The following is a 21,409-nucleotide window of genomic DNA, read 5'->3' on the forward strand; positions in this document are numbered from 1 at the left end:
AACCATTTGGCAATCTGGACGCCTCCCTTCAACCCGTTCCGGCTGAGCCTGTCCAAGCCCGCTTCTCCTTTGCATCAGCATAGGAACAAAAAAAGCCCTTCGACAAGCCAAGGGCAAAGAGTCTAGAGAGATTATGCCTTTTTCTTCAGCATTCTTATATAGAGACGATGACGAACGACCCCTTCGCCCTTTTCGATAGCTGGTATGACGAAGCTCGCCTGAGCGAGATAAACGACAGCAACGCCATGGCGCTTGCCACAGCGGATGCGCAAGGGCGGTCATCCGTGCGCATGGTGCTCCTGAAGGGACACGGCCCCGCCGGCTTTGTCTTCTATACCAATTATGAGGGGCGCAAGGCCGCCGACCTCTTCGCCAATCCTTATGCGGCCCTGCTGTTCCACTGGAAATCGTTGCGGCGGCAGGTCCGTATCGAAGGGCCGGTGGAAACGGTGAGCCCGGAGGAAGGCGACGCCTATTTCGCCACGCGCAGCCGGGATTCGCAGTTGGGGGCCTGGGCCTCCGATCAGTCACGCCCGTTGGAGAGCCGCGAAACCTTCGAGCGGCGCTATGAAGAAGTGCGGGCGCGTTTTGAAGGCCGGGCCGTCCCTCGCCCGCCCCACTGGTCCGGTTTCCGCGTCATCCCGGAACGAATCGAATTCTGGCGCGATCGCGAACATCGCCTTCATGAGCGGCATCTTTTCGTCCGCGAGGGAGATGGCTGGGTGGAAAGCCTGCTTTATCCATGACCGCGCCGGAGGCAGTCGCGCCGCATGATCCGCACGCCCTGCACGGCGGCCTCACGTCACGGGCAGCGCTCGCCAGCGTAGCCGTTGCCCTGTTTCTACTTTCGCTGAAAGGCTATGCTGCCTGGTCGACGGGATCAGTGGCAATGCTGGGTTCGCTGGCCGACACGGGCCTTGATCTGGTGGCCAGCCTGATCACTCTGTTCGGAGTCCGTTTCGCTGCCCAGCCCGCCGACCGGCTGCATCGCTTCGGCCATGGCAAGGCAGAGGCTCTGGTCGCTCTCTTTCAGGTCACGCTGATCATCGTCGCCGCCTTTGGCATAGCTCTTCGCGCGGTCGAGCGTCTTGGCGGCGGTGAAGCCACGGTCAATGCGGAATATGGCATCGGCGTATCGCTGATCGCCATTGCGGCGACGCTCGGCCTCCTCGCCTATCAGCGCCATGTGATCCGCCAGACCCATTCAGTCGCGATCGGCACGGATCATCTCCACTACCAGTCGGACCTGTTTCTCAATCTTTCAGTGATCGCCGCGCTGGCCATGGACCAGTATCTCGGCCTAACTGGTGCCGACGCGCTCTTCGGCATTGGCATCGCATTATGGCTCGCCTGGAGCGCCTTCCGCGCGTCCAATACTGCCGTCGATCAACTGATGGACAAGGAATGGCCATTGGAGCGGCGCCAGCGCTTCATTCAGGTGGCGGGCCGCCATCCTTTGGTGGTGGGCATCCACGATCTTCGCACCCGCACCAGCGGCATGCACGACTTCGCTCAATTTCATATCTGGGTAAGTCCTTCCATGACCATTCGTGAGGCTCATCGCGTCATGGACGAAATAGAGGCACGGCTCCGCCCTGAATTTCCCGGCGTGGAGATACTGATCCACCCTGATCCTGAAGGGCATATCGATGGCCGGGGCGACCCCTTGCAGGCGAAAGATGCCGCCATCCTGGTCCAGCAGGAACAAAGGGCGGAACAGGGGAAGTGAGGCGCCGATAGAGTGATTTCGAAGCAGGTGGAATCACCTGCTGACTCGGAAATCACGAAAAACAAGGTTTCTCCAGAAACCCGCTCGTCCCGAGCGCAGTCGAGGGACGCTGGACCAGCGCAAGCGTGTCTCGACTTCGCTCGACAGGAACGGAATGATTCAGGTGGGAAGCGCTCCGCTCAATTCCGCAAGCTGTGCGCGTTCACCTCGAAAATCCGCGAACAAAAAGCGCAGTCCACATTGATCATGCCACCCTCATCCGCCATTTCCCCGCGCTGATCGGCGGGGAACCGTCCGATCACGTCGCGGATATGCTCGATGTTGCAGCGGCAGCCCCGCTGCAACGATACAGGTGTCAGCACACGAACCTCATCCTCCTCATGGAAGAGGCGCCAGACAAGATCTTCCAGCGGCAAGCCGCCATCGGTCAGTTCATCGTCGCTGACAGTTGCCGCCAGGGCATGGACATGCTCCCATTCGGGGTGATCCATGCGCACATGCAGGCGCTCCCTGCCCTCTTCGCCCTCCGGCAGATGCTGGAGAAGAAGGCCGGCCGCAATGCACCCTTCGCCCGGATCGTGCCGCACGGCGATGCGCACGAAACTCGGTATCTGCTCGGACTGGCTGAAATAATGCTCCGCCGCCGCCGCAAGCGAAGCCCCTTCCAGCGGAACGATCCCCTGATAACGTTCCCCGGACACCGCCTGATCGAAAGTAATGGCCAGATAGCCTTTGCCGAACAGGGCGAACAGCGTCGGATCGGACGGCTGCTCGGCAAGGCGGTCCTCGTCGAACTTCACATAGCCGCGAAGTTCGCCTGCCTTATAGTCGCAGACAAGAAGCTCGACGACGCCATTTTCGGTCTGGGCCTGAATGGTAAGCTGCCCGCCCGCATCCTTGAGCGTGGTGCCAAGCAGCGCTGTGAGCGCCAGCGCCTCGCCAAGCAATCTTTCAATCACTGGTGGATAGGCATGCGCCGAGAGCACCTGGTCCATCACCGGGCCCAGCCTCACAAGCCGTCCCCGCGCATGGCGGGATGTGATGGTGAAGCCAAGGGCGCGGTCAAGATCGGGGGATAACAAGTTCAACTCCGTTCGTCCCGAGCGCAGCCAGGGACGTCAATGCAGGACAGCGTGTCGTGTCTTCGTTCAACGCGAATGGGGATGGAGATAGGGTGCGTCAGCGAAATCTCAACCAAGCTGTCCCATCGCCCAGAGCAGAACGGACTTCTGCGCATGCAGGCGATTTTCCGCTTCGTCCCAGATCACCGACTGCGGGCCGTCGATCACGGCATCCGTTACCTCTTCCCCACGATGAGCGGGCAGGCAATGGAGGAATTTTGCGTCGGGCTTGGCGAGCGCCATCAATTCTTCGGTCACCTGATAGGGCATCATGGCCTTCAGCTTTTCCTCGGCATGTGCCTGCCCCATCGAAATCCAGGTGTCCGTAACCACGATATCGGCGCCGCGCACCGCCTCTTGCGGGTCCTGGATCATATGCACATTGGCCCCCATCTTCACGGCCTCAGCAGCGAAGAAGGGATTGGGCTCATAGCCTTCGGGACAGGCGACGCGAACATTGAACCTCATCAGTCCCGCCGCCTCGATGACCGAGTGGAGGACGTTGTTGCCGTCCCCAAGCCATGCCCATTCCGACCCCGGCAGCGCCTTGCCATGTTCAATGACGGTCAGAAGATCGGCCATGATCTGACAGGGATGCGACAGGTCGGTGAGGCCATTGATGACCGGGACAGAAGCGTGCTGCGCCAATTCCTCGATCTTCTGATGATCGTCCGTGCGGATCATGATGGCATCGACATAGCGGGATAGGACGCGCGCCGTATCTGCGATGGTCTCGCCCCGCCCCAACTGCATGGAGCCGCCCTCCATGACAATGCTGGTGCCGCCGAGTTGCCGGATCGCCATGTCGAAGGAGACACGGGTGCGCGTCGAGTTCTTCTCGAAGATCATGCCCAGCACATGTCCGGCGAGCGGCTCATCGGCGTCCGCTGCGCCCTTTGGCCAATCCTTGCGCTTTGCCTTCCGGTCCAGCGCATCGTTCAGCATGGCGGCAATGGCGTCGCCGCCCGCGTCGGAAAGATTCAGGAAATGTCTTGTCATCTGCGATTTCCTACCGGCCGTTCGAGCCGGACCAGTCGAAGCCCTTGTCTTCTGGAGAAGAGACATGCTTCGACCGGCCCGGCATGAACGGATGGACAATCAAGAGGCCGGAACCTCAAAATCCTTCGCCCCCGCCGAAAGCTTCTCGATGCATTCGGCGATATGGCTCTCATCAATGATCAGCGGCGGCAGGATGCGCACGACATTGTCGCCGCCCGCCACCGTCAGCAGACCGTGCTTGTCACGCAAATGAGCGACGAAGGCGCGGCTGTCGGTTTTCATCCTGATGCCAAGCATCAGGCCCATTCCCCGCACGCTTTCGAACAGCTCGTCATGATTGGGGATCAGTTGCTCCAGGCTGGCGCGCAGGCGCTCGCCCATTTTCTGCACATGTTCCTTGAAGCTAGGCTCCAGGATCACATCAAGCACCGTGTTTCCCACCGCCATGGCGAGCGGGTTGCCGCCATAGGTGGAACCATGGGTGCCAAAGACCATGCCCTTGGCGGCATTCTCCGTGGCAAGGCATGCGCCGAGCGGAAAGCCGCCGCCGATGCCCTTGGCGATGGCCATGATATCGGGCAGCACGCCATATTGCTCATAAGCGAAGAAGGTGCCGGTGCGCATGACACCGCATTGCACCTCGTCGAAAATGAGCAGCAGGTCCTTTTCATCGCAAACCTGGCGCAATCCCTTGAGGAAGTCGGTCGTGGCCGGCAGGATCCCGCCTTCGCCCTGCACCGGTTCCAGCAGGAAGCCCGCAGTCTGGCCGTCCACAGCAGCCAGCGCGGCTTCGAGATCGTTGAACTTCACCACCTGAAAGCCGGGCAAAAGCGGCTCAAAGCCGTCGCGCATCTTGGGCTGATCGGTCGCCGAAATGGTGCCGAGCGTCCGCCCGTGAAAGGCGTTGGAGAAGGTGATGAGCTTGTACTTCTGCGGATTGCCGCTCGCATAATGGTAGCGGCGCGCGGTCTTGATCGCGCATTCCAGCGCCTCCGCCCCGCTGTTCGTGAAGAACACCGTGTCGGCGAAGGTGGTGTCCACCAGCCGCTGCGCGAGCTTTTCCCCTAATGGCATGCCATAGAGATTGGAGGTGTGCATCAGCGTCGCCGCCTGGTCCTGAATGGTTTTCACCAGTTGCGGATGACCATGGCCCAAAATGTTGACCGCAATGCCGCTGGCAAAATCCAGATAGCGCTCGCCGCGCTCGCCGATCAGATGGCAGCCCTCGCCTCGCACCGGACGCACATCGCACCGGGGGTAAACAGGCATGAGCGGCGTGATCGACATGAGCCTTCCCTTTCTTGGGGCTGAGCGTTTGAAACAAAGCAAAAAAGGCGGTCCCGCGAGGACCGCCCATGTTGCGCCGCTCATATACAGGGATGGCGGGAGGGGGTCAATTAGGACTATCCCCCCTGCCCCCTGCGGAAGGGGGCCGCGAACGGCCTAGCTGTTGGAGCGATTGCTGCCGTTCAATAAACCGCCCGTTGTCCCTCCGCAAAACCGTCCGTCGTCCCTGCGCAGGCAGGGACCCCGCTTCTCTTTTTGGCGCAATGGGAATTATCGCACCTCAAGCCAACCGCTCGGGCACCTCATTGGCTTCGCCGATCAGCGTTTCCGCTGCGGCCATGGCTTCCCAGGGAAAAACGAACCAGCGTTTGTCACTGCCGCGATCGATTTCCCGCGACCAATAATCCACCTTCGCGCGCGAGCGGCTGTTGTTGATGAGCACGGCATAGCGGATGCTGCCGGCGTCCGCGCCAAATCCTTCGAGCATGTTCCGGATGTAAAGCAGCGTCGATCCGCTGTCGTTGATATCGTCCACGAAGAGCAGCCGGTTGCCATTGGTGGCGAGACGCGCCAGCCTTTCCAGCAGTTCATCGGCAAAGTCCGCGACCTTGGCGCTATGGTCGACCGACAGCATCGGCACCTTCATGCCATGGGAGATGAAGACCGCGGGGGCCAGGCCGCCCCGGCCTATCCCGACCACGAAACCGGGCTGCCAGCGATCATCGCGCACCGCCGCAATGATCCCGTGAACGTCGTTCAGGAAATCCTCATAGCTGATGTAGCTGAGGTCGGGATGCAGGCTCTGGGTCAACTCGGTTCTCCCAAGCGTGCGAGACGGACGGGGAACTATTTAGCCTGTGTGACGGCCTGCCGCAATGGATGGAGAACGTGCCCAGTGCAGGGCCCAGGCCCCGCACCGGGCGGAAGTTCATTCACATGGTCCCATGGGCGAGCGCCGCGAGCAGGAGCAGCGCCACGATATTGGTGATTTTGATCATCGGATTGACCGCCGGACCCGCGGTGTCCTTGTAGGGATCGCCCACAGTGTCGCCGGTGACAGCGGCCTTATGGGCGTCCGATCCCTTGCCGCCGTGATTGCCATCCTCAATGAATTTCTTCGCATTGTCCCATGCCCCGCCGCCGCTGGTCATGGAGATGGCGACAAACAGGCCGGAGACGATCACCCCCAGGAGCAGTGCGCCAAGGGCGGCGAAGCCATTGGCCGGTCCCGCCACTGCGGCGATCACGAAATAAACCACGATAGGGGTGAATACCGGCAGCAACGACGGCAGGATCATCTCCCGGATTGCGGCCTTGGTGACCAGGTCGACCGTGCGGCCATAATTGGGGCGGCTGGTGCCTGCCATGATCCCCGGATTGTCGCGGAACTGCGAGCGGACTTCCTCCACCACCGCTCCGGCAGCGCGGCCGACCGCCGTCATGCCGAGCGCGCCGAACAGATAGGGCAGCAACGCCCCGAGAAGCAGGCCAACGATGACGAACGGATTCGACAGGCTGAAATCAACCGGCTCGGTAAGACCCAGATCAGTGCTGAAGAATTGCAGGTCCTCCGTATAGGCGCCGAAAAGCACCAGCGCAGCAAGCCCGGCCGAGCCGATGGCATAGCCCTTGGTGACCGCCTTCGTCGTGTTGCCTACTGCATCCAGCGCATCGGTACGGGTGCGGACATCATCCTCCAGCCCCGCCATTTCTGCGATGCCGCCTGCATTGTCAGTGACCGGACCATAGGCGTCCAGCGCCACCACCATGCCAGCGAGCGCCAGCATCGCCGTTGCAGCAAATGCAATGCCGATGAGGCCGGCGAGCGAATAGCTGATGACGATCCCGACGCAGATGACGAGTGTCGGGAGCGCCGTGGATTCGAGCGAAACCGCGAGGCCCTGGATCACATTCGTGCCATGGCCGGTCACCGAAGCCTGAGCGATGGACCGCACGGGCCGGAAATTGGTGCCCGTATAATATTCCGTGATCCAGACGATAAGGCCGGTGACACCCAGGCCCACCATCATCGACCAGAACAGGTCCATGCCGGTAAAGCCGCCCTCGCCGCCCAGATCGCTGCCGATCGGCGCATCAAGATCACCCAGCGTGCGCCAGGTGACATAATAAAGCGCCGGAATGGAAAGGATCGCTGTCGTCAGAAAGCCCTTGTAAAGCGCGCCCATGATCGACTGGCTCGAGCCCAGCCGCACGAAATAGGTGCCGATGATCGAGGTGATGATACACACGCCGCCCACCACCAGCGGCAGGCTCATAAGCTGGGTCAGCTCGGCAACGCCGGTGTCGACCAGCAGCGCCGTCAGCACCATAGTAGCGCCAACCGTCACCACATAGGTTTCAAAAAGGTCGGCGGCCATGCCGGCGCAATCGCCGACATTGTCGCCAACATTGTCCGCAATCACTGCGGGATTGCGGGGATCGTCCTCGGGAATACCGGCTTCCACCTTGCCGACCAGGTCAGCGCCCACGTCCGCCGCCTTGGTGAAGATGCCGCCGCCAAGCCGGGCGAAGATCGAAATCAGCGATCCGCCAAAGGCCAGAGCCACAAGCGCATCGATGACCGTGCGATCCTTGACCGTAAGGCCAGCCGGGCCGATCAGATACCAGAAGAAGACCGAAATCGCGAGCAAGGCGAGCCCGGCGACCAGCAGCCCCGTGACCGCGCCAGCCCGGAAAGCGACCGTCAGACCGCTTTGCAGTGTCACCCGTGCGGCCTCCGCCGTGCGCACATTGGCGCGAACCGAAATGTTCATGCCGATATAGCCCGCCGCGCCTGAAAGGACCGCGCCTATGACAAAGCCCAGGGCCGATACCGCCCCAAGAAAGTAAAAGATGGCGATTGCAACCACCACGCCGACAATGGCGATCGTCCTGTATTGACGCCCCAGATAGGCCTTTGCCCCTTCCTGAATGGCGCCTGCTATTTCCTGCATTTTTTCATTGCCCGGCGAGGCGTTCAGCACTTGCCGGCTGGTAAAAAGCCCGTAGAGCACGGCCAGCAGGCCGCACCCTATGGCGATTGTCGCAATCGTCATATCAGTTCCCTCTCCCTGTTGTTACGATCCGGAACGCCGGGAAAACGCCCGGAATGACAGCGGGGAACGTATAGGTCAGGGGAATAAGGTCAAGCTGCTAATAATATTGCTGCAATTTATGCAAGCGTCAGCCGTGCAGATAGCCAAGCCGCGATGGCAGCGGAACCAAAGTCCTGCCATTCAAAAGACTTAGCCCCTGCCCTTCCGCAAATCGGCCTATAATGGTCACGGGCAGCGGCAGGGGGGTTCCAGGCGGGACCGCTAAAAGAAGCTGATAATCATCGCCCGCGGTGGCCGCCGCGGTGCGAAGCTGCAGATCATCCTGACCACTGGACAGAAGCGCTTGAGAGAGCGGCAGCCGGTCCAGCGATATCTCGACAGCCACGGCACTGGCGGCGGCCATGCGAGCCGCGTCTATCAGCACGCCGTCCGAGACATCCATCATTGCACGTACCAGCGGCGCCAATAGCTGCCCCTCCTGCACCAGCGGCTGCGGCCGGCGATAGGCCCGCAGACAATTGGGTGGGCTCTTTTCGCCGCGTTTTGCGAGTTCCAGCCCAAGACCGGCGTCCCCGACCGTGCCGGTTACGCACAGGATATCGCCCGCCTTCGCGCCGCTGCGCGACGGAACGCCGCAGTCAGGCCCCTTGCCGATTGCCGTCAGGGTAAAGACGCCGGGCGCTCCCTCCGGCATCGCGACCGTATCCCCCCCGATGAGGGGCATGCCATAAAGGTCGAGCGCTTCCTTCAGGCCCAGGAGAAAGCGCCGGTCCCAGTCGTCATCGCCGGTAAGTGCATAGTTCATGAGGCAGGCGAGCGGCTGCGCGCCTTTGGCGGCGAGATCGGAAAGATTGACGGCCGCCAGCTTCCAGCCAATGTCCTCCGGCGGATCGGCGGGAAGGAAATGAACGCCCGCGACAATGGTATCGCTCGTAAGAACGAGAGCAGCGCCGCCAATCTCAAGAACCGCAGCGTCGTCCTGAAGGCCCCGGGCGGCATCATGCGTCGCAAGGGCGCGGAGAGCTTCGATGAAGACGGTTTCAGTGGTCATGCAATCTGCCTAGCACGGGCAATGCCGTGGCGGCTATCGGTCCTTCGAGAGAGAGAGAGAGAGAGAATAGCCGTCGTCCCTGCGCAGGCAGGGACCCCGCTTTCTTCAACAACGCTGCCAAAAAGCAGCGGGGTCCCTGCCTGCGGCCGAAAGCCGCAGTTTATCCTGAGCGCCCCGCCCTGCGGGCAGTCGAAGGGCAGGGACGACGGAAAAAATGGCACAATTGCTCACCAGCCCCATGGCGTGTTGAGATTCAGGTCAGGCCGAGGCGAAAATGATGGATTTCGAGAACCGGCGCGCAGCGTACTTCAGTAGGTGAGCACCGGAAGCGCAGAAAGCCGCCATTTGCAGCCCGGCATCACCTGAATCTCAACACGCCCTCAGCGTCTTACCTCTTTCGCGATCGCGTCCAGCAACCCATTCACAAAGCCGCTTTCCCGCTTGTCGTAGAAGGCCTTGGCGACATCGACATATTCGCTGATGACGGTGCCGGTAGGCACATCGATCCGCGACATCAGCTCGTAGGTGCCAGCCCGCAATATCTGGAGCATCGGCTTATCCAGGCGCGCCATGGCCCAGTCCTTGGAAAGCCGCCCCTCTATGAGGGTATCGATCTCCCCCCGGCGCTTGTCGACACCGGCGACGACGTCGTCAAAGAAACTGCGCTCGGCGTCCACATAGGTCACATCCTCAATGGTCTTGCCCAGGCGGTGCTGGTGGAATTCGTGCAGCAGGACGGGCAGCGGCGTGCCCTCCATATCCTTTTGGTAAAGCGCCTGCACGGCTGCCAGCCTGGCTGCAGAGCGGGATTTGGAGCGTTCTTTCATCGGTGATTCATTGTCCGTTGGGGCCGAGCCTGTCGAAGCCCTTGTTCAATAGATAAGCACTTTGGCAAGCACAGTGCGAACGGGTTATTTCAATCTTTTCGCCACCGAAGACGCGTGGGCCGGAAGCCCCTCCGCCTTCGCCAGCGCGACAGCGGCAGGTCCGATGACTTCGATCGCCGCTTCGTCCAACGCCAGGAAGCTGGTCCGCTTCATGAAGTCCAGCACTGAAAGCCCGGAGGAAAAGCGCGCACGGCGGCCCGTCGGCAACACATGGTTGGGGCCCGCAACATAGTCCCCCACCGCTTCAGGCGTCATGCGGCCCATGAACACGGAGCCCGCGTGCCGCACCTGGTCGAAGAGCGGCTCGGGGTCGTCAACCGCCAGTTCCAGATGCTCCGGCGCCAGGCGATCCACCAGAGGAAGAGCCTCTTCCAGATCCTTCACCAATATGATGGCGCCATTCGCGTCCCAGCTTGCACGGGCCACAGCGCTGGTCGAAAGCTGCGGAATCTGCCGCTCGACCGCCGCCGCCACTGCATCGGCGAAGGCCGCATCATCAGTGAACAGGATGGATTGGCTGGTGGGATCATGTTCCGACTGGCTGAGCAGATCGGCAGCGGTCCATTCGGGATCGTTCTTCCCATCGGCCACCACGACGATTTCGGAAGGACCAGCGACCATGTCGATGCCAACAACACCATAGAGCTGGCGCTTGGCTTCAGCCACCCAGGCATTGCCTGGACCGGTAATGACATCGACCGGCCTGATACGGCCAGTGCCATAGGCAAGGGCAGCCACCGCCTGCGCCCCGCCCACACGCCAGATTTCCTCGATCCCGGCAATCTCGGCAGCGGCCAGGACGAGCGGATTGACCTCGCCCCGGGGCGTCGGCGTCACCATTGCGATACGCTCGACCCCCGCAACCTTGGCGGGGATGGCGTTCATCAGCAGCGAACTCGGATAAGCCGCGCGGCCACCCGGCACATAAAGGCCCGCCGCATCGACGGCCCGCCAGCGGGCGCCCAGGCGAACCCCTGCCCCATCGGTGCTGTCGCTATCCTGCGGCTTCTGCTTCTCATGATAGGCGGCGATACGCTCGGCCGCGAGTTCCAGAGCGGTGCGGAGCTCGCTGGAAAGTCCTGCAAGCGCAGTCTTCCGTTCAGCCGCCGTCACGGCCCAGCCGGTAACATTCAGGTCGTGGTGGTCGAACCGGTGGGTATAATCGGCGAGCGCGGCGTCCCCCTCGTCACGAACACGCCTCAAAATGGCCGAGACGTCGCGCGAAACATCCTCGTCAGCTTCGCGCCGGGCATTGACCAGCACGGTGAAGGCTTCGGCAAAACCCGCGTCGCGGGTGGACAGGCGGAGGGTCATATGTTCGCCCTCCCCCTCTTCGGTCGTCCCTGCGCAGGCAGGGACGACCGAAGAGAAGGGAACTGGCTTCCGCAGGAGCGCGCTTCCGCATCAAGCCGCATCGCGCGTCTCCACAGCCTTGCGGAAAGCCTCCACCAGCGGCACCAGTTCGCCCGAGCGCATCTTGAAGGCGGCGCGGTTGACGACAAGACGGGCCGAAATCTGCATGATGATGCTCGTTTCCACCAGGCCATTGGCCTTGAGCGTCGCGCCAGACGAGACAAGATCGACAATGCGCCGCGAAAGTCCGAGCGAAGGGGCAAGCTCCATCGCGCCGTTCAGCTTCACGCATTCCGCCTGAATGCCCTGCCGTTCGAAATGGCGGCGGGTGAGGCTGGGATATTTGGTGGCGACGCGCACATGGCTCATGGCGCGTTCGTCCTCGGCTGCCAGATCCTTGGGTTCGGCGACCGACAGCCGGCAATGGCCGATATCCAGGTCGACGGGGGCATAAAGCTCGGAATAGTTGAACTCCTCCACCACATCGGAGCCCACTATCCCGATCTGGGCCGCCCCATGGGCGACAAAGGTCGCCACATCGAAGGCGCGCACGCGGATGATGGAGATATTCTTTTGATTGGTGGCGAATTGGAGCGCGCGGCTATGCTTGTTGTGAAAGTCCGCCTCCGGCTCAATCCCGACACGCGCGAGCAGGGGCAACGCCTCGTCGAGGATGCGCCCCTTGGGGATGGCAATGATCAGCGGCTTTGTCATGATGGTGGCGCTTTACTTGCGGGCGGGGAAAAGGGCAACAAGCTGCATCGCCCTCCCTAAATTCGGAGTCCTGCCCTTCCGGCAAGCTCCACCACATATTGCCAGGCGACACGCCCGGAACGGCTGCCCCGCACCGTCGCCCACTGAACCGCCTCCTGCGCGTCGAACGGCAGGCCATAATACGCCGCATAGCCGGAAACGATCGCGAGATAGGCGTCCTGATCGATATTGTGGAAACCAAGGCTGAGGCCAAAGCGGTCGGACAGCGCCATCTTGTCGTCGACCACGTCCCGCTTGTTGATGGGATCGTCCTGCTCGCCCATGTTGCGGGGGACGATATGGCGGCGGTTGGACGTGACATACAGCCGTACATTGTCGAGCCGGGCCGTCGCCGAACCTTGCAGCAGCGAGCGGAAAGCGCGCGCGTCGCCACCCACATCATCAAAGCCAAGATCGTCGATAAACAGGATAAACGGCCGCGACGTTCCCCTGAGGATCGAAAACAGGTCAGGCAGGCTCTTGAGCCGGTCGGTCGCGAACTGGACAAGCGCGATGTCCTGTCCTTCCGCCTGCAACTTGCCGACGACGGAAGACACGCTCGCCGACTTGCCCGTCCCGCGAGCGCCCCAGAGCAGTACGTCATGGGCGGCATGGCCCAACGCGAGCCGGCGGCTGTTTTCCAGCAATTGCACCTTTTGCGCGTCGATGCCGGTCAGCAGATCATAGGCTATGGGGGCAAAGGCCGGAACCGGCTGAATGAGGCTTCCATCCCACAGATAAGCGGGAAAAGCCGAAAGGTCGGCGGGCGCAGGTAACGGAGGCGCAAGGCGATCCAGCGCTTCGGCAATGCGGGAAAGAAGCTTGTCGGTCATGGATGGCGGTTTAGCAGATGGCAAAGCTGATGCTAGAGGGCCAGGCGCCGCACAGGTCAGCGCGACGCCAACTCCTCGCCGCTCAGCTCGTAAAGCAGTCCGGCCCCCGCCATGGCCTGCGCCTTCAGCCCCAGCGCCTCGGGCACGATCTGCTCCCCATAATAGCGGGCCGTCACCTGCTTGGCCTTCAGGAACCCTGGATCACCCTCCCCCCGCGCCAGCATGCCAGCAGCAATCCTCCCCTGCCGTTCCATCAGCCAGCCGCAGACCGCAACCGAAACCATTGTAAGGAACGGATAGCTCCCCGCGAGCCGGTCGTTGACCGGCGCATTCAGCATCCAGCCCGCCACATCCTTGATCGCATCGCAAAGCGCCAACAGACCTTCCCCAGCGCTCTCGCCGCGAATGTCGGCAAGCAGGCTATTCAATGCCTCTCCGCCGTCGCCCGTCAGCTTGCGTCCAACAAGGTCCGCCGCCTGAATGCCGTTGGTGCCTTCATAGATGGGAGCGATCCGTACATCCCGGTAATGCTGAGCCGCTCCCGTTTCTTCGATAAAGCCCATGCCGCCGTGGACCTGCACGCCAAGCGACGCCACTTCGCAGCCAAGATCGGTGCCATGAGCTTTCGCCAGCGGCGTGATCAGGTCCAGGCGTTTTCTCGCTCCGGCCGCCCCAAGATGCGCCCGGTCCACTTGCCCGGCCGCATAATAAACCAGCGCCCGGGCCGCCTGCGTTTGGGCCTTCATCCGCAGCAGCATGCGCCTGACGTCTGGATGCTCAATGATGGCGGCGGGACCTGCGGAACTCCCGTCTGCCAGCGCCGACTGGATTCGCTCGGCGGCATAGGCCAGCGCCTGTTGCGTCGCGCGCTCGGCGATCTGGACACCTTGATTCCCGACATTGAGGCGAGCCTGGTTCATCATCGTGAACATCGCCTTCATGCCCCTCATTTCTTCCCCTACCAGTTCGCCGATGCAATCGTCATGATCGCCATAGGACATGACGCAGGTGGGAGAGGCATGGATGCCCATCTTATGTTCAATGGAGGCGCAATGGAGATCATTGAGCGCCCCAAGGCTGCCATCGTCCTTCACACGATATTTGGGGACCAGGAAGAGCGAAATGCCCTTGGTGCCTACTGGCGCTCCGGGGGTTCGGGCGAGCACCAGATGGACAATATTGTCCGTCAGGTCATGTTCGCCGAAGGTGATGAAGATCTTCTGCCCCTTTATCCGATAAGTGCCATCGCCAAGCGGCGTCGCCATGGTTCGGAGCGCCCCCACATCCGATCCCGCCTGCGCCTCAGTGAGGTTCATCGTACCCGTCCATTCGCCGCTCACCAGCTTTGGCAGCCATTTGGCCTGCTGCTGCGCCGAACCATGCGCCATCAGCGCCTCGATCGCGCCGGGTGTCAGCATGTTGACCAGCGAAAAGGCCAGGTTTGCGCTGCCCAGATCCTCCATCACCAGCGAAAATAGCGAGAATGGCAGCCCCTGCCCGCCAAAGGCCTCCGGCCCATTGATGCTGCCCCAGCCATTGGCGACAAAGGCGCGATAGGCTTCGCGAAATCCGGCGGGCAGGGCAACCTTCCCGTCCCTCCATTTGGCGCCTTCCTGGTCGCCAATGCGATTCAAGGGAGCATATTCGCCTTCCGCGAACTGCGCGATCCCTTCGACGATGGCGTCCACCATCTCCGGGGTGGCGGCGGCGAACGCATTGTGGCTGGCAAGCTCTGCGATACCGGTCACATGATCAAGGACGAAACACTGCTCAGGGATAGGGGCCTTATAGTCCATGGCTGGTGTCCTCTTGATGCTTTTGCGCTTTCACGCTTGATTCCAGACAGCTATAGCGCCGGGCTGTGAGCAGCGCAAAACCGCCCTTCCAGACCAAAATCCTCCTCCATGGCAGGGCCGCGCTCGAACAAGCTGCAGCGTTGATCCGGGAGGGGCAGGCAGTGGCCGTGCCCACCGAAACGGTTTACGGACTGGCCGCAGACGCCACCAGCCCTGAAGCGGTTGCCCGCATTTATGCGGCGAAGGGAAGGCCGAGCTTCAATCCCCTGATCGTTCATATCGCGAGCATGGACATGGCCCGGCGGATCGCCCGCTTCTCACCACTAGCGGAGGAATTGGCCGGACGCTTCTGGCCGGGCCCCCTTACGCTCGTGCTGCCCTTGCAGGAAGAGAGCGGGATCGCCTCGCTGGTGACCGCAGGTCTTCCGACCATCGCCCTGCGTTATCCGCACCATGGAGCGATGCAGGCGCTGATTCGGGAAAGCGGCCGCCCCCTTGCCGCGCCTTCGGCCAATGCCAGCGGTGCGATCAGCCCGAGGCGCGCGGAACATGTGATGGCGAGCCTTGGCGGGCGGATTCCCCTGATATTGGATGCAGGTCCAACCGAGCATGGCCTGGAATCGACCATTGTCGCGCCGGAGACGGATTTGATCAGGCTCCTAAGGCCAGGCCCTGTAACAGCGGAGATGCTGACCCGGATAATGAAGTGCCCGGTGATTGGCCCCCAAGGGGACAAGATAGAAGCGCCAGGCCAGCTTCTCAGCCATTACGCTCCTTCAAAGCGGGTGCGGCTCAATGCAAAAACGGCGCGCAAGGGCGAGTATCTGATCGGCTTTGGCGACATGCCATGCGACTATAATCTCAGTGAAACGGGCAAGCTGGAAGAGGCGGCAGCGCGGCTCTTCGACGCCTTGCATCTGGCGGACGCCAGCACGGCCAAGGCCATTGCCGTGGCCCCGGTACCGGAAGAAGGATTGGGCGTGGCGATCAACGATCGGCTGAAACGGGCTGCGGCTTAAGGTCCATCAATTCTCCGTCGTCGCTGCGCAGGCAGGGACGACGGGTAAATATCAAAACCAAAAGACCTGTTCTGACGCCCGCCCCCCTACATCGCCCCGGCAATCAGCCCAGCCGCTTCCTTGCCGCGCCAGTCCATGGCGCCCAGCACCCGTACCACTTCCTTGCCCTCCGCATCGTAAATCACCGTCGTCGGCAGCAGGCCGGACCCATAATGGAAACCGAACTGATTTTCCGGGTCGAGATAGGGCTGCAATGCAGTGAATTTGCGCTGTTTGAAGAAGGGATCGACCTTTTCCCGGCCGGTGGTGTCCTGTGAGATCACGACCACCTGCAACTTCCCGTTGCGCTCCACCGCCAGCGCATCGAGGGCGGGCATTTCGATGACGCAAGGTCCGCACCAAGTCGCCCAGAGATTGACCAGCAAGGGCTTGCCCGCAAAGTCCGCCAGCGTCACATCCTGGCCATCCGGTCCCTCAAAGCTGAAGCCTGGCGCTGCCTCCCCCGCATGACTTTTGTCGATCCTGAAATTGAAGCCCGGTTCAGTCCCCTGTCCCTTTTCGCCGATTTGAGCGGCATTCTCTTGCTCCTTGCCGCCCGATTGCCTATCGCAGGCCACGAGCGCGAAGGACAGGGTCGAAAGCAGGAGACAGGCAATTACGGATCGCACGACGGCAGGCTCCAACAGCATGTGGGGCGGGCGCTTCGCTGAGGGCCCGGCTTCGGTGATGCGCGAGATAAATGCCTCCATCCCATTCGACAAGCGTTTGTGGCGTCAGGATATCGCCGGATCGAAGGCGCATGTCGCCATGCTCGGCAAACAGGGCATTGTCTCGACGGAGGATGCCGCGACCATCACCAAGGGTCTCGACCAGATCGCCGTCGAATATGAGGCGGACGGCGTTCCCGAGAATCTGGACCTTGAAGACATCCATATGCATGTCGAATCCCGGCTGGCCGAGATCATCGGCCCTGTGGCGGGACGGCTGCATACCGCACGCTCGCGCAATGATCAGGTAGCGACCGATTTCCGCCTTTGGGTGCGCGATGCCATGGATATGGTCGATGCTGGCCTCAAGGCGCTGCAAGTTGCACTGGTCACCCGCGCCGAGCAGGAAAGTGCGAGCGTCATGCCGGGCTTCACCCATCTTCAGTCCGCCCAGCCAGTGACGCTCGGCCATCATCTGATGGCTTATTACGAGATGATCGGCCGCGACAGGTCCCGCTTCGCCGACGCGCGGGCGCGGATGAATCGCTGCCCCCTGGGTAGCGCGGCGCTGGCCGGAACGGGCTTTCCGCTGGACCGGCATGCGACAGCGGCGGCGCTTGGCTTTGACGGCCCGACGGACAACAGCCTGGACAGCGTATCCGACCGTGATTTCGCGCTCGATTACCTCATGGCCGCCACTCAATGCAGCCTTCACCTTTCGCGTCTTGCTGAAGAGTTCATCATCTGGGCAAGCCAGCCCTTTGGCTTTGTCTCGCTGCCCGACGCTTATTCGACGGGCAGTTCGATCATGCCCCAGAAACGCAACCCCGACGCCGCGGAACTGGTGCGCGGCCATGCGGGGCGGATTGCCGGCTGCATGAACGCCCTCGTCATCACGATGAAGGGCTTGCCGCTTGCCTATTCCAAGGACATGCAGGACGACAAGCCACCGCTGTTCGAGGCGCACGACCTGCTCGGCCTTTCCATAGCGGCCATGACGGGCATGGTGGAAAAGGTGACTTTCCGCACAGACCGGATGCGGGCGCTTGCCGAAAGCGGTTTTGCCACCGCCACCGACCTTGCCGATTGGCTGGTGCGGGAGGGCGGCATACCCTTTCGCGAGGCGCACCATATTACCGGACGCGCCGTCAAATTGGCCGAAGCCGAGGGCAAGCCGCTGGCCGAGCTTCCGCTCGAAAAGCTGCGGGCCATTGATGCGCGTATCGATGCGCGGATATTCGATGTGCTGACCGTTGATGCATCCGTGGCGAGCCGCCGCAGCCATGGCGGCACCTCGCCCGAGCGCGTGGCTGAACAGGTGGCCGCTGCGAGGGCGGCATTGGGGACAGGGAAATGAACAATCGTCATTATCCGTTCGCCCTGAGCCTGTCGAAGGGCTTCATTGCTCTTTTTGAGAGGAGGAACGGGCTTCGACAAGCTCAGCCCAAACGGAAACTGAGCTGGTTGCCTATCCCATTGCTGGCCCTCGCCCTCGCCGCCTGCGGCAGCCGCACTGCCCTCACTCCGCCGGAGGGCAAGAGCCTGCCGCCCAAGCCGCTGGCTGCGCAGGAAACGCCCACGCCGGAGGAACTGATGACGTCTTCGCCCCAGTCCCGGCCGGGACGAAGCGATGAGCTATTGAAGCAATCGAAGAAACGCGAGCAGGACGAATTCGACCTGCCGCCGCCGGGCTGATCCGGCGCTATTTTCACTGGAATCCCGATGGACCATTTTCAATATCAAGACGGCCTGATGCATGTCGAGCAGGTGCCGATGTCCGCCATTGCCGAGGCGGTCGGCACGCCTGTCTATATCTATTCCACGGCGACGCTCGAACGGCATGTTTGCGTATTCCGGGAAGCCCTGGATCCCCTGCCGGATCCGCTGGTGGCCTTTGCTGTAAAGGCCAATCCCAATGGCGCGGTCTTGGCTACGCTGGCGCGGCTCGGCCTCGGCGCCGACGTGGTTTCGGGAGGCGAATTGCGCCGGGCCGTGGCCGCAGGCATGAACCCGGCCAAGGTGGTTTTTTCGGGTGTCGGCAAGACCGCCGAGGAAATGCGTCTGGCTCTGGAGCTTGGTATTTTCCAGTTCAATCTGGAAAGCGAACCGGAGGCAGAGATGCTCTCCGAAATAGCTCTGTCCATGGGCAAGGTGGCGCCCGTCGCCTACCGGATCAACCCGGATGTGGACGCAGGGACGCACGAGAAAATCTCCACGGGCAAGTCGGAGAACAAGTTCGGCATTCCCTATGACCGGGCGATCGCCAGCTATGACCGGGCAGCGCAACTGGCGGGGCTCGATGTGCAGGGCGTGGCGGTCCATATCGGCAGCCAGTTGACCGATCTCGACCCGCTCGAGGCCGCTTTCAAAAAGGTGGGCGCGCTGATCGAGGCGCTGCGCGATGAGGGGCACAATGTCCGCACGGCGGATCTGGGCGGCGGTCTCGGCGTACCCTATGATCCTGCCCTTCCCATTCCTCCCAGCCCCGCGGCCTATGGCGAAATGGTCAAGCGGGTGACGGCGGCCTGGAATGTGCGCCTCGTCTTCGAACCTGGCCGGGTCATCGTCGGCAATGCAGGCGCGCTGCTCTCGCAAGTCATCCGCATAAAGCAGGGTGCAACCCAGCCCTTCGTCATTGTGGACGCTGCCATGAACGATCTGCTCCGGCCCAGCTTGTATGATGCCTGGCATGACATCCGGGCGGTAAAGCCCCGCGGCAAGCGTGCGGAGGCGACGGTGGTGGGGCCTGTCTGCGAAACCGGCGACACATTCGCGCGAAACCGTGACATGGACTCAGTCCAGGCCGGAGACCTTGTCGCCTTCATGACCGCCGGAGCCTATGGCGCAACGATGGCGAACACCTATAACAGCCGCGCACTGACACCTGAAGTGCTGGTCTCCGGCGACAAATGGGCAGTGGTCAGGAAGCGCCCTCCGATCGAAGCGCTGATCGAGGGCGACGACATTCCCGATTGGGCGAAATGATATGCACAGCCTTCCGCTGTTCCTTCGCCTCAAGGACCGGCCCGTCATCCTGCTGGGCGAAGGCGAAACAGCGAAGGCCAAGGCCCGCCTCCTGAAACGTGCGGGCGCGCGGATCGTTGGCGAGGCAAGCGAAGCGCAACTGGCCATTGTGGCAATCAGCGACGAGGTTGAAGCGCTGGCGGCAATTCACAGGCTCAAGGCGCGCGGCATGCTCGTCAATGCCGTCGACCGTCCGGACCAGTGCGACTTCATTCTGCCCGCCATCGTCGACCGCGATCCCGTGCTGATCGCCATTGGCACTGGCGGCGCTTCAGCGGGCCTTGCGAAGACCATCCGGCAGCGGCTGGAAGCCTTGCTGCCGCCGGGGCTCGGTTCATTGGCCCAGGGGCTCGCAAAGGCGCGCGCTGCCATGAAAACGCGCTGGCCCGATGCAGCGCAAAGGCGCCGCGCTATCGATTTTGCGCTAAGCGAAGGCGGACCGCTCGATCCATTGGCGCCAAGCGAACTGGATGCCGTGGAACGATGGCTCAACCAGGAGCAGCCAGATACTACCGATCAGTTGATTGAGATCGAACTCTCCTCACCCGATCCCGACGATCTCACATTACGCGCCGCCAGACTCCTCGGCATGGCCGATACGATTTACCACTTGCCCGGCACCCCGGCCGTCATTCTTGACCGGGCACGCGCCGACGCCGCCCGGATCGAGGTGACGGCCCCGCCCTCTCATTCGCCCCCCGGCCTGTCGCTTTTTCTGATCTGGCGGAATTGCGAGGCGAGCGCTAACGGGCGCTGATGGACGCATTCCTTACTTCCACCTTCATTGTCGCGCTTGCCGAAATGGGCGACAAGACTCAGCTTCTCGCGATCCTGCTGGCCAGTCGCTTCCGCAAGCCCATGCCCATCGCTCTTGGCATCCTGGCCGCGACGCTCGCCAATCATTTCCTGGCGGCGCTGGCGGGGCAGCAGATTGCCAGCCTGCTGGATAGCCCTGCGTTCCGCTATGCTGTCGCTGCGGGCTTCATCGCCATGGCCGCCTGGACGCTGATCCCTGACAAGATGGACGATTATAAGGCAAAACCTGCCCGCTTCGGCGCCTTTCTGACAACGCTGATCGCCTTCTTTCTTGTCGAGATCGGCGACAAGACACAGATCGCCACCATAGCCCTTGGCGCCCAGTTCGGTACTGTGGGCTGGGTCACCATCGGCACGACTTTGGGCATGATGATCGCCAATGTTCCGGCGGTGCTTCTGGGCGAAGCATTGGTGAAGCGCGTGCCGATGCGTGCGATGCACCTTGCCGCCGCCGCGCTGTTTCTGGGACTGGGCCTCTGGATGATCGCGGAGCTTCAGGGCTGGGTTTAAGGCTGATCGCTCAGGCCGTTTAGCGCAAGCGTGACATTGTAATAGTCGGAATCGCCAGTAACCTCCCGGCCCACCCAATCGGGGAGCGGTACCTGGTCATCCGCGCCTTTGAGTTCCACTTCCGCCAGCACCAGACCGGCAAGCCCGCCGCCAAAGCAGTCCACTTCCCAGACCAGATCGCCGCACCGTATCTTCTTCCGGGTCTTTTCGATCAGATTTCCGGTTCGAAGGTCCAACATGGCCCGCGCATCACCCGCCGGGATCGCATATTCATATTCCTGCCGTTCGACGCATGTGCTGCGATCCTTGACCGTCAGCAGCGCCGATTTGCCGTCGATGATCCGGACACGCACCTGCGCCATTTCGCCAATGGCGATATAACCTTGGACGATCTGCTTTTCTTCCCCAGGCTCATCGCGCCAGCCGTCGCCGCTTAGCAGAAATTTTCTTTCAACTTCCTGTCCCACG

At 62.0% G+C, this 21,409-nt stretch carries 21 protein-coding genes; 8 read left to right on the top strand and 13 right to left on the bottom strand.

The features are described 5' to 3' along the window. Positions 1 to 167 precede the first annotated feature (167 nt). Both pdxH and VJS46_RS12620 read left to right on the top strand, forming a co-directional pair. Entirely contained in the window at positions 168 to 746 is a 579-nt protein-coding gene (gene pdxH, locus VJS46_RS12615; protein WP_324060410.1) for a pyridoxamine 5'-phosphate oxidase, read from the top strand. Further along, entirely contained in the window at positions 743 to 1,729 is a 987-nt protein-coding gene (locus tag VJS46_RS12620) for a cation diffusion facilitator family transporter (RefSeq protein ID WP_324060411.1), read from the top strand. The genes pdxH and VJS46_RS12620 overlap by 4 nt, the downstream gene beginning before the upstream one ends. 179 nt (positions 1,730 to 1,908) lie before the next feature. Here VJS46_RS12620 and VJS46_RS12625 read toward each other — a convergent pair whose 3' ends face one another. From VJS46_RS12625 to VJS46_RS12675, 11 genes are all read right to left on the bottom strand, one after another. Further along, a complete protein-coding gene (locus VJS46_RS12625) occupies positions 1,909 to 2,817 on the bottom strand; it encodes an Hsp33 family molecular chaperone HslO (RefSeq protein WP_414708016.1) in 909 nt (302 codons plus the stop codon). Positions 2,818 to 2,919: 102 nt separating this feature from the next. Next, positions 2,920 to 3,849 (bottom strand): ornithine carbamoyltransferase, encoded by a 930-nt coding sequence (argF, locus tag VJS46_RS12630; RefSeq protein WP_324060412.1) that lies wholly within the window; start codon positions 3,847 to 3,849, stop codon positions 2,920 to 2,922. Positions 3,850 to 3,948: 99 nt separating this feature from the next. Next, entirely contained in the window at positions 3,949 to 5,136 is a 1,188-nt protein-coding gene (locus VJS46_RS12635; RefSeq protein ID WP_324060413.1) for an aspartate aminotransferase family protein, read from the bottom strand. Between the two features lie 280 nt (positions 5,137 to 5,416). Continuing rightward, positions 5,417 to 5,947, bottom strand: a complete 531-nt coding sequence (locus VJS46_RS12640; RefSeq protein WP_324060414.1) for a phosphoribosyltransferase — start codon at positions 5,945 to 5,947, stop codon at positions 5,417 to 5,419. Between the two features lie 121 nt (positions 5,948 to 6,068). After that, entirely contained in the window at positions 6,069 to 8,192 is a 2,124-nt protein-coding gene (locus VJS46_RS12645; protein WP_324060415.1) for a sodium-translocating pyrophosphatase, read from the bottom strand. 127 nt (positions 8,193 to 8,319) lie between these two features. Beyond that, entirely contained in the window at positions 8,320 to 9,243 is a 924-nt protein-coding gene (thiL, locus tag VJS46_RS12650) for a thiamine-phosphate kinase (RefSeq protein ID WP_324060416.1), read from the bottom strand. 380 nt (positions 9,244 to 9,623) lie between these two features. After that, entirely contained in the window at positions 9,624 to 10,070 is a 447-nt protein-coding gene (nusB, locus tag VJS46_RS12655; RefSeq protein WP_324060417.1) for a transcription antitermination factor NusB, read from the bottom strand. Positions 10,071 to 10,154: 84 nt separating this feature from the next. Next, on the bottom strand, positions 10,155 to 11,444 hold the full coding sequence (gene hisD / locus VJS46_RS12660) for a histidinol dehydrogenase (RefSeq protein ID WP_324060418.1): 1,290 nt from the start codon (positions 11,442 to 11,444) through the stop codon (positions 10,155 to 10,157). A gap of 90 nt (positions 11,445 to 11,534) precedes the next feature. Then, positions 11,535 to 12,197 (bottom strand): ATP phosphoribosyltransferase, encoded by a 663-nt coding sequence (gene hisG / locus VJS46_RS12665; RefSeq protein ID WP_324060419.1) that lies wholly within the window; start codon positions 12,195 to 12,197, stop codon positions 11,535 to 11,537. A 56-nt stretch (positions 12,198 to 12,253) separates the two neighbouring features. Continuing rightward, positions 12,254 to 13,069: an ATP-binding protein gene (locus VJS46_RS12670; RefSeq protein WP_324060420.1), complete on the bottom strand. Its 816-nt coding sequence runs from the start codon at positions 13,067 to 13,069 to the stop codon at positions 12,254 to 12,256. A gap of 56 nt (positions 13,070 to 13,125) precedes the next feature. Then, a complete protein-coding gene (locus VJS46_RS12675; RefSeq protein ID WP_324060421.1) occupies positions 13,126 to 14,865 on the bottom strand; it encodes an acyl-CoA dehydrogenase in 1,740 nt (579 codons plus the stop codon). Between the two features lie 65 nt (positions 14,866 to 14,930). Here VJS46_RS12675 and VJS46_RS12680 point away from each other — a divergent pair, with 65 nt between their 5' ends. Next, a complete protein-coding gene (locus VJS46_RS12680; protein ID WP_324060422.1) occupies positions 14,931 to 15,884 on the top strand; it encodes an L-threonylcarbamoyladenylate synthase in 954 nt (317 codons plus the stop codon). 86 nt (positions 15,885 to 15,970) lie between these two features. On the opposite strand, the gene VJS46_RS12685 is transcribed toward VJS46_RS12680, so the two are convergent. Beyond that, positions 15,971 to 16,552: a TlpA disulfide reductase family protein gene (locus VJS46_RS12685; RefSeq protein WP_324060423.1), complete on the bottom strand. Its 582-nt coding sequence runs from the start codon at positions 16,550 to 16,552 to the stop codon at positions 15,971 to 15,973. Positions 16,553 to 16,571: 19 nt separating this feature from the next. Here VJS46_RS12685 and argH point away from each other — a divergent pair, with 19 nt between their 5' ends. From argH to VJS46_RS12710, 5 genes are read left to right on the top strand one after another with little or no spacing between them, the layout of a single operon-like run. After that, entirely contained in the window at positions 16,572 to 17,948 is a 1,377-nt protein-coding gene (gene argH, locus VJS46_RS12690) for an argininosuccinate lyase (RefSeq protein WP_324060424.1), read from the top strand. Then, positions 17,945 to 18,286, top strand: coding sequence for a hypothetical protein (locus tag VJS46_RS12695; protein ID WP_324060425.1), 342 nt, complete (start codon positions 17,945 to 17,947; stop codon positions 18,284 to 18,286). Before argH ends, VJS46_RS12695 begins: the two co-directional genes overlap by 4 nt. Positions 18,287 to 18,313: 27 nt before the next feature. Beyond that, positions 18,314 to 19,576 (top strand): diaminopimelate decarboxylase, encoded by a 1,263-nt coding sequence (gene lysA, locus VJS46_RS12700; RefSeq protein WP_324060426.1) that lies wholly within the window; start codon positions 18,314 to 18,316, stop codon positions 19,574 to 19,576. 1 nt (position 19,577) lies between these two features. After that, positions 19,578 to 20,372, top strand: coding sequence for a precorrin-2 dehydrogenase/sirohydrochlorin ferrochelatase family protein (locus VJS46_RS12705; RefSeq protein ID WP_324060427.1), 795 nt, complete (start codon positions 19,578 to 19,580; stop codon positions 20,370 to 20,372). Next, positions 20,372 to 20,941 carry a TMEM165/GDT1 family protein gene (locus VJS46_RS12710; RefSeq protein ID WP_324060428.1) on the top strand — a complete coding sequence of 190 codons (570 nt, stop codon included), beginning with the start codon at positions 20,372 to 20,374 and terminating at the stop codon, positions 20,939 to 20,941. Before VJS46_RS12705 ends, VJS46_RS12710 begins: the two co-directional genes overlap by 1 nt. Here the strand turns inward: VJS46_RS12710 and VJS46_RS12715 are convergent. Beyond that, entirely contained in the window at positions 20,938 to 21,408 is a 471-nt protein-coding gene (locus tag VJS46_RS12715; RefSeq protein WP_324060429.1) for a CYTH domain-containing protein, read from the bottom strand. The two genes, VJS46_RS12710 and VJS46_RS12715, sit on opposite strands and share 4 nt — an antisense overlap. Position 21,409: the final 1 nt, after the last annotated feature.

The sequence above is a fragment of the Rhizorhapis sp. genome (assembly GCF_035276005.1).
Classification (GTDB): domain Bacteria; phylum Pseudomonadota; class Alphaproteobacteria; order Sphingomonadales; family Sphingomonadaceae; genus Rhizorhapis.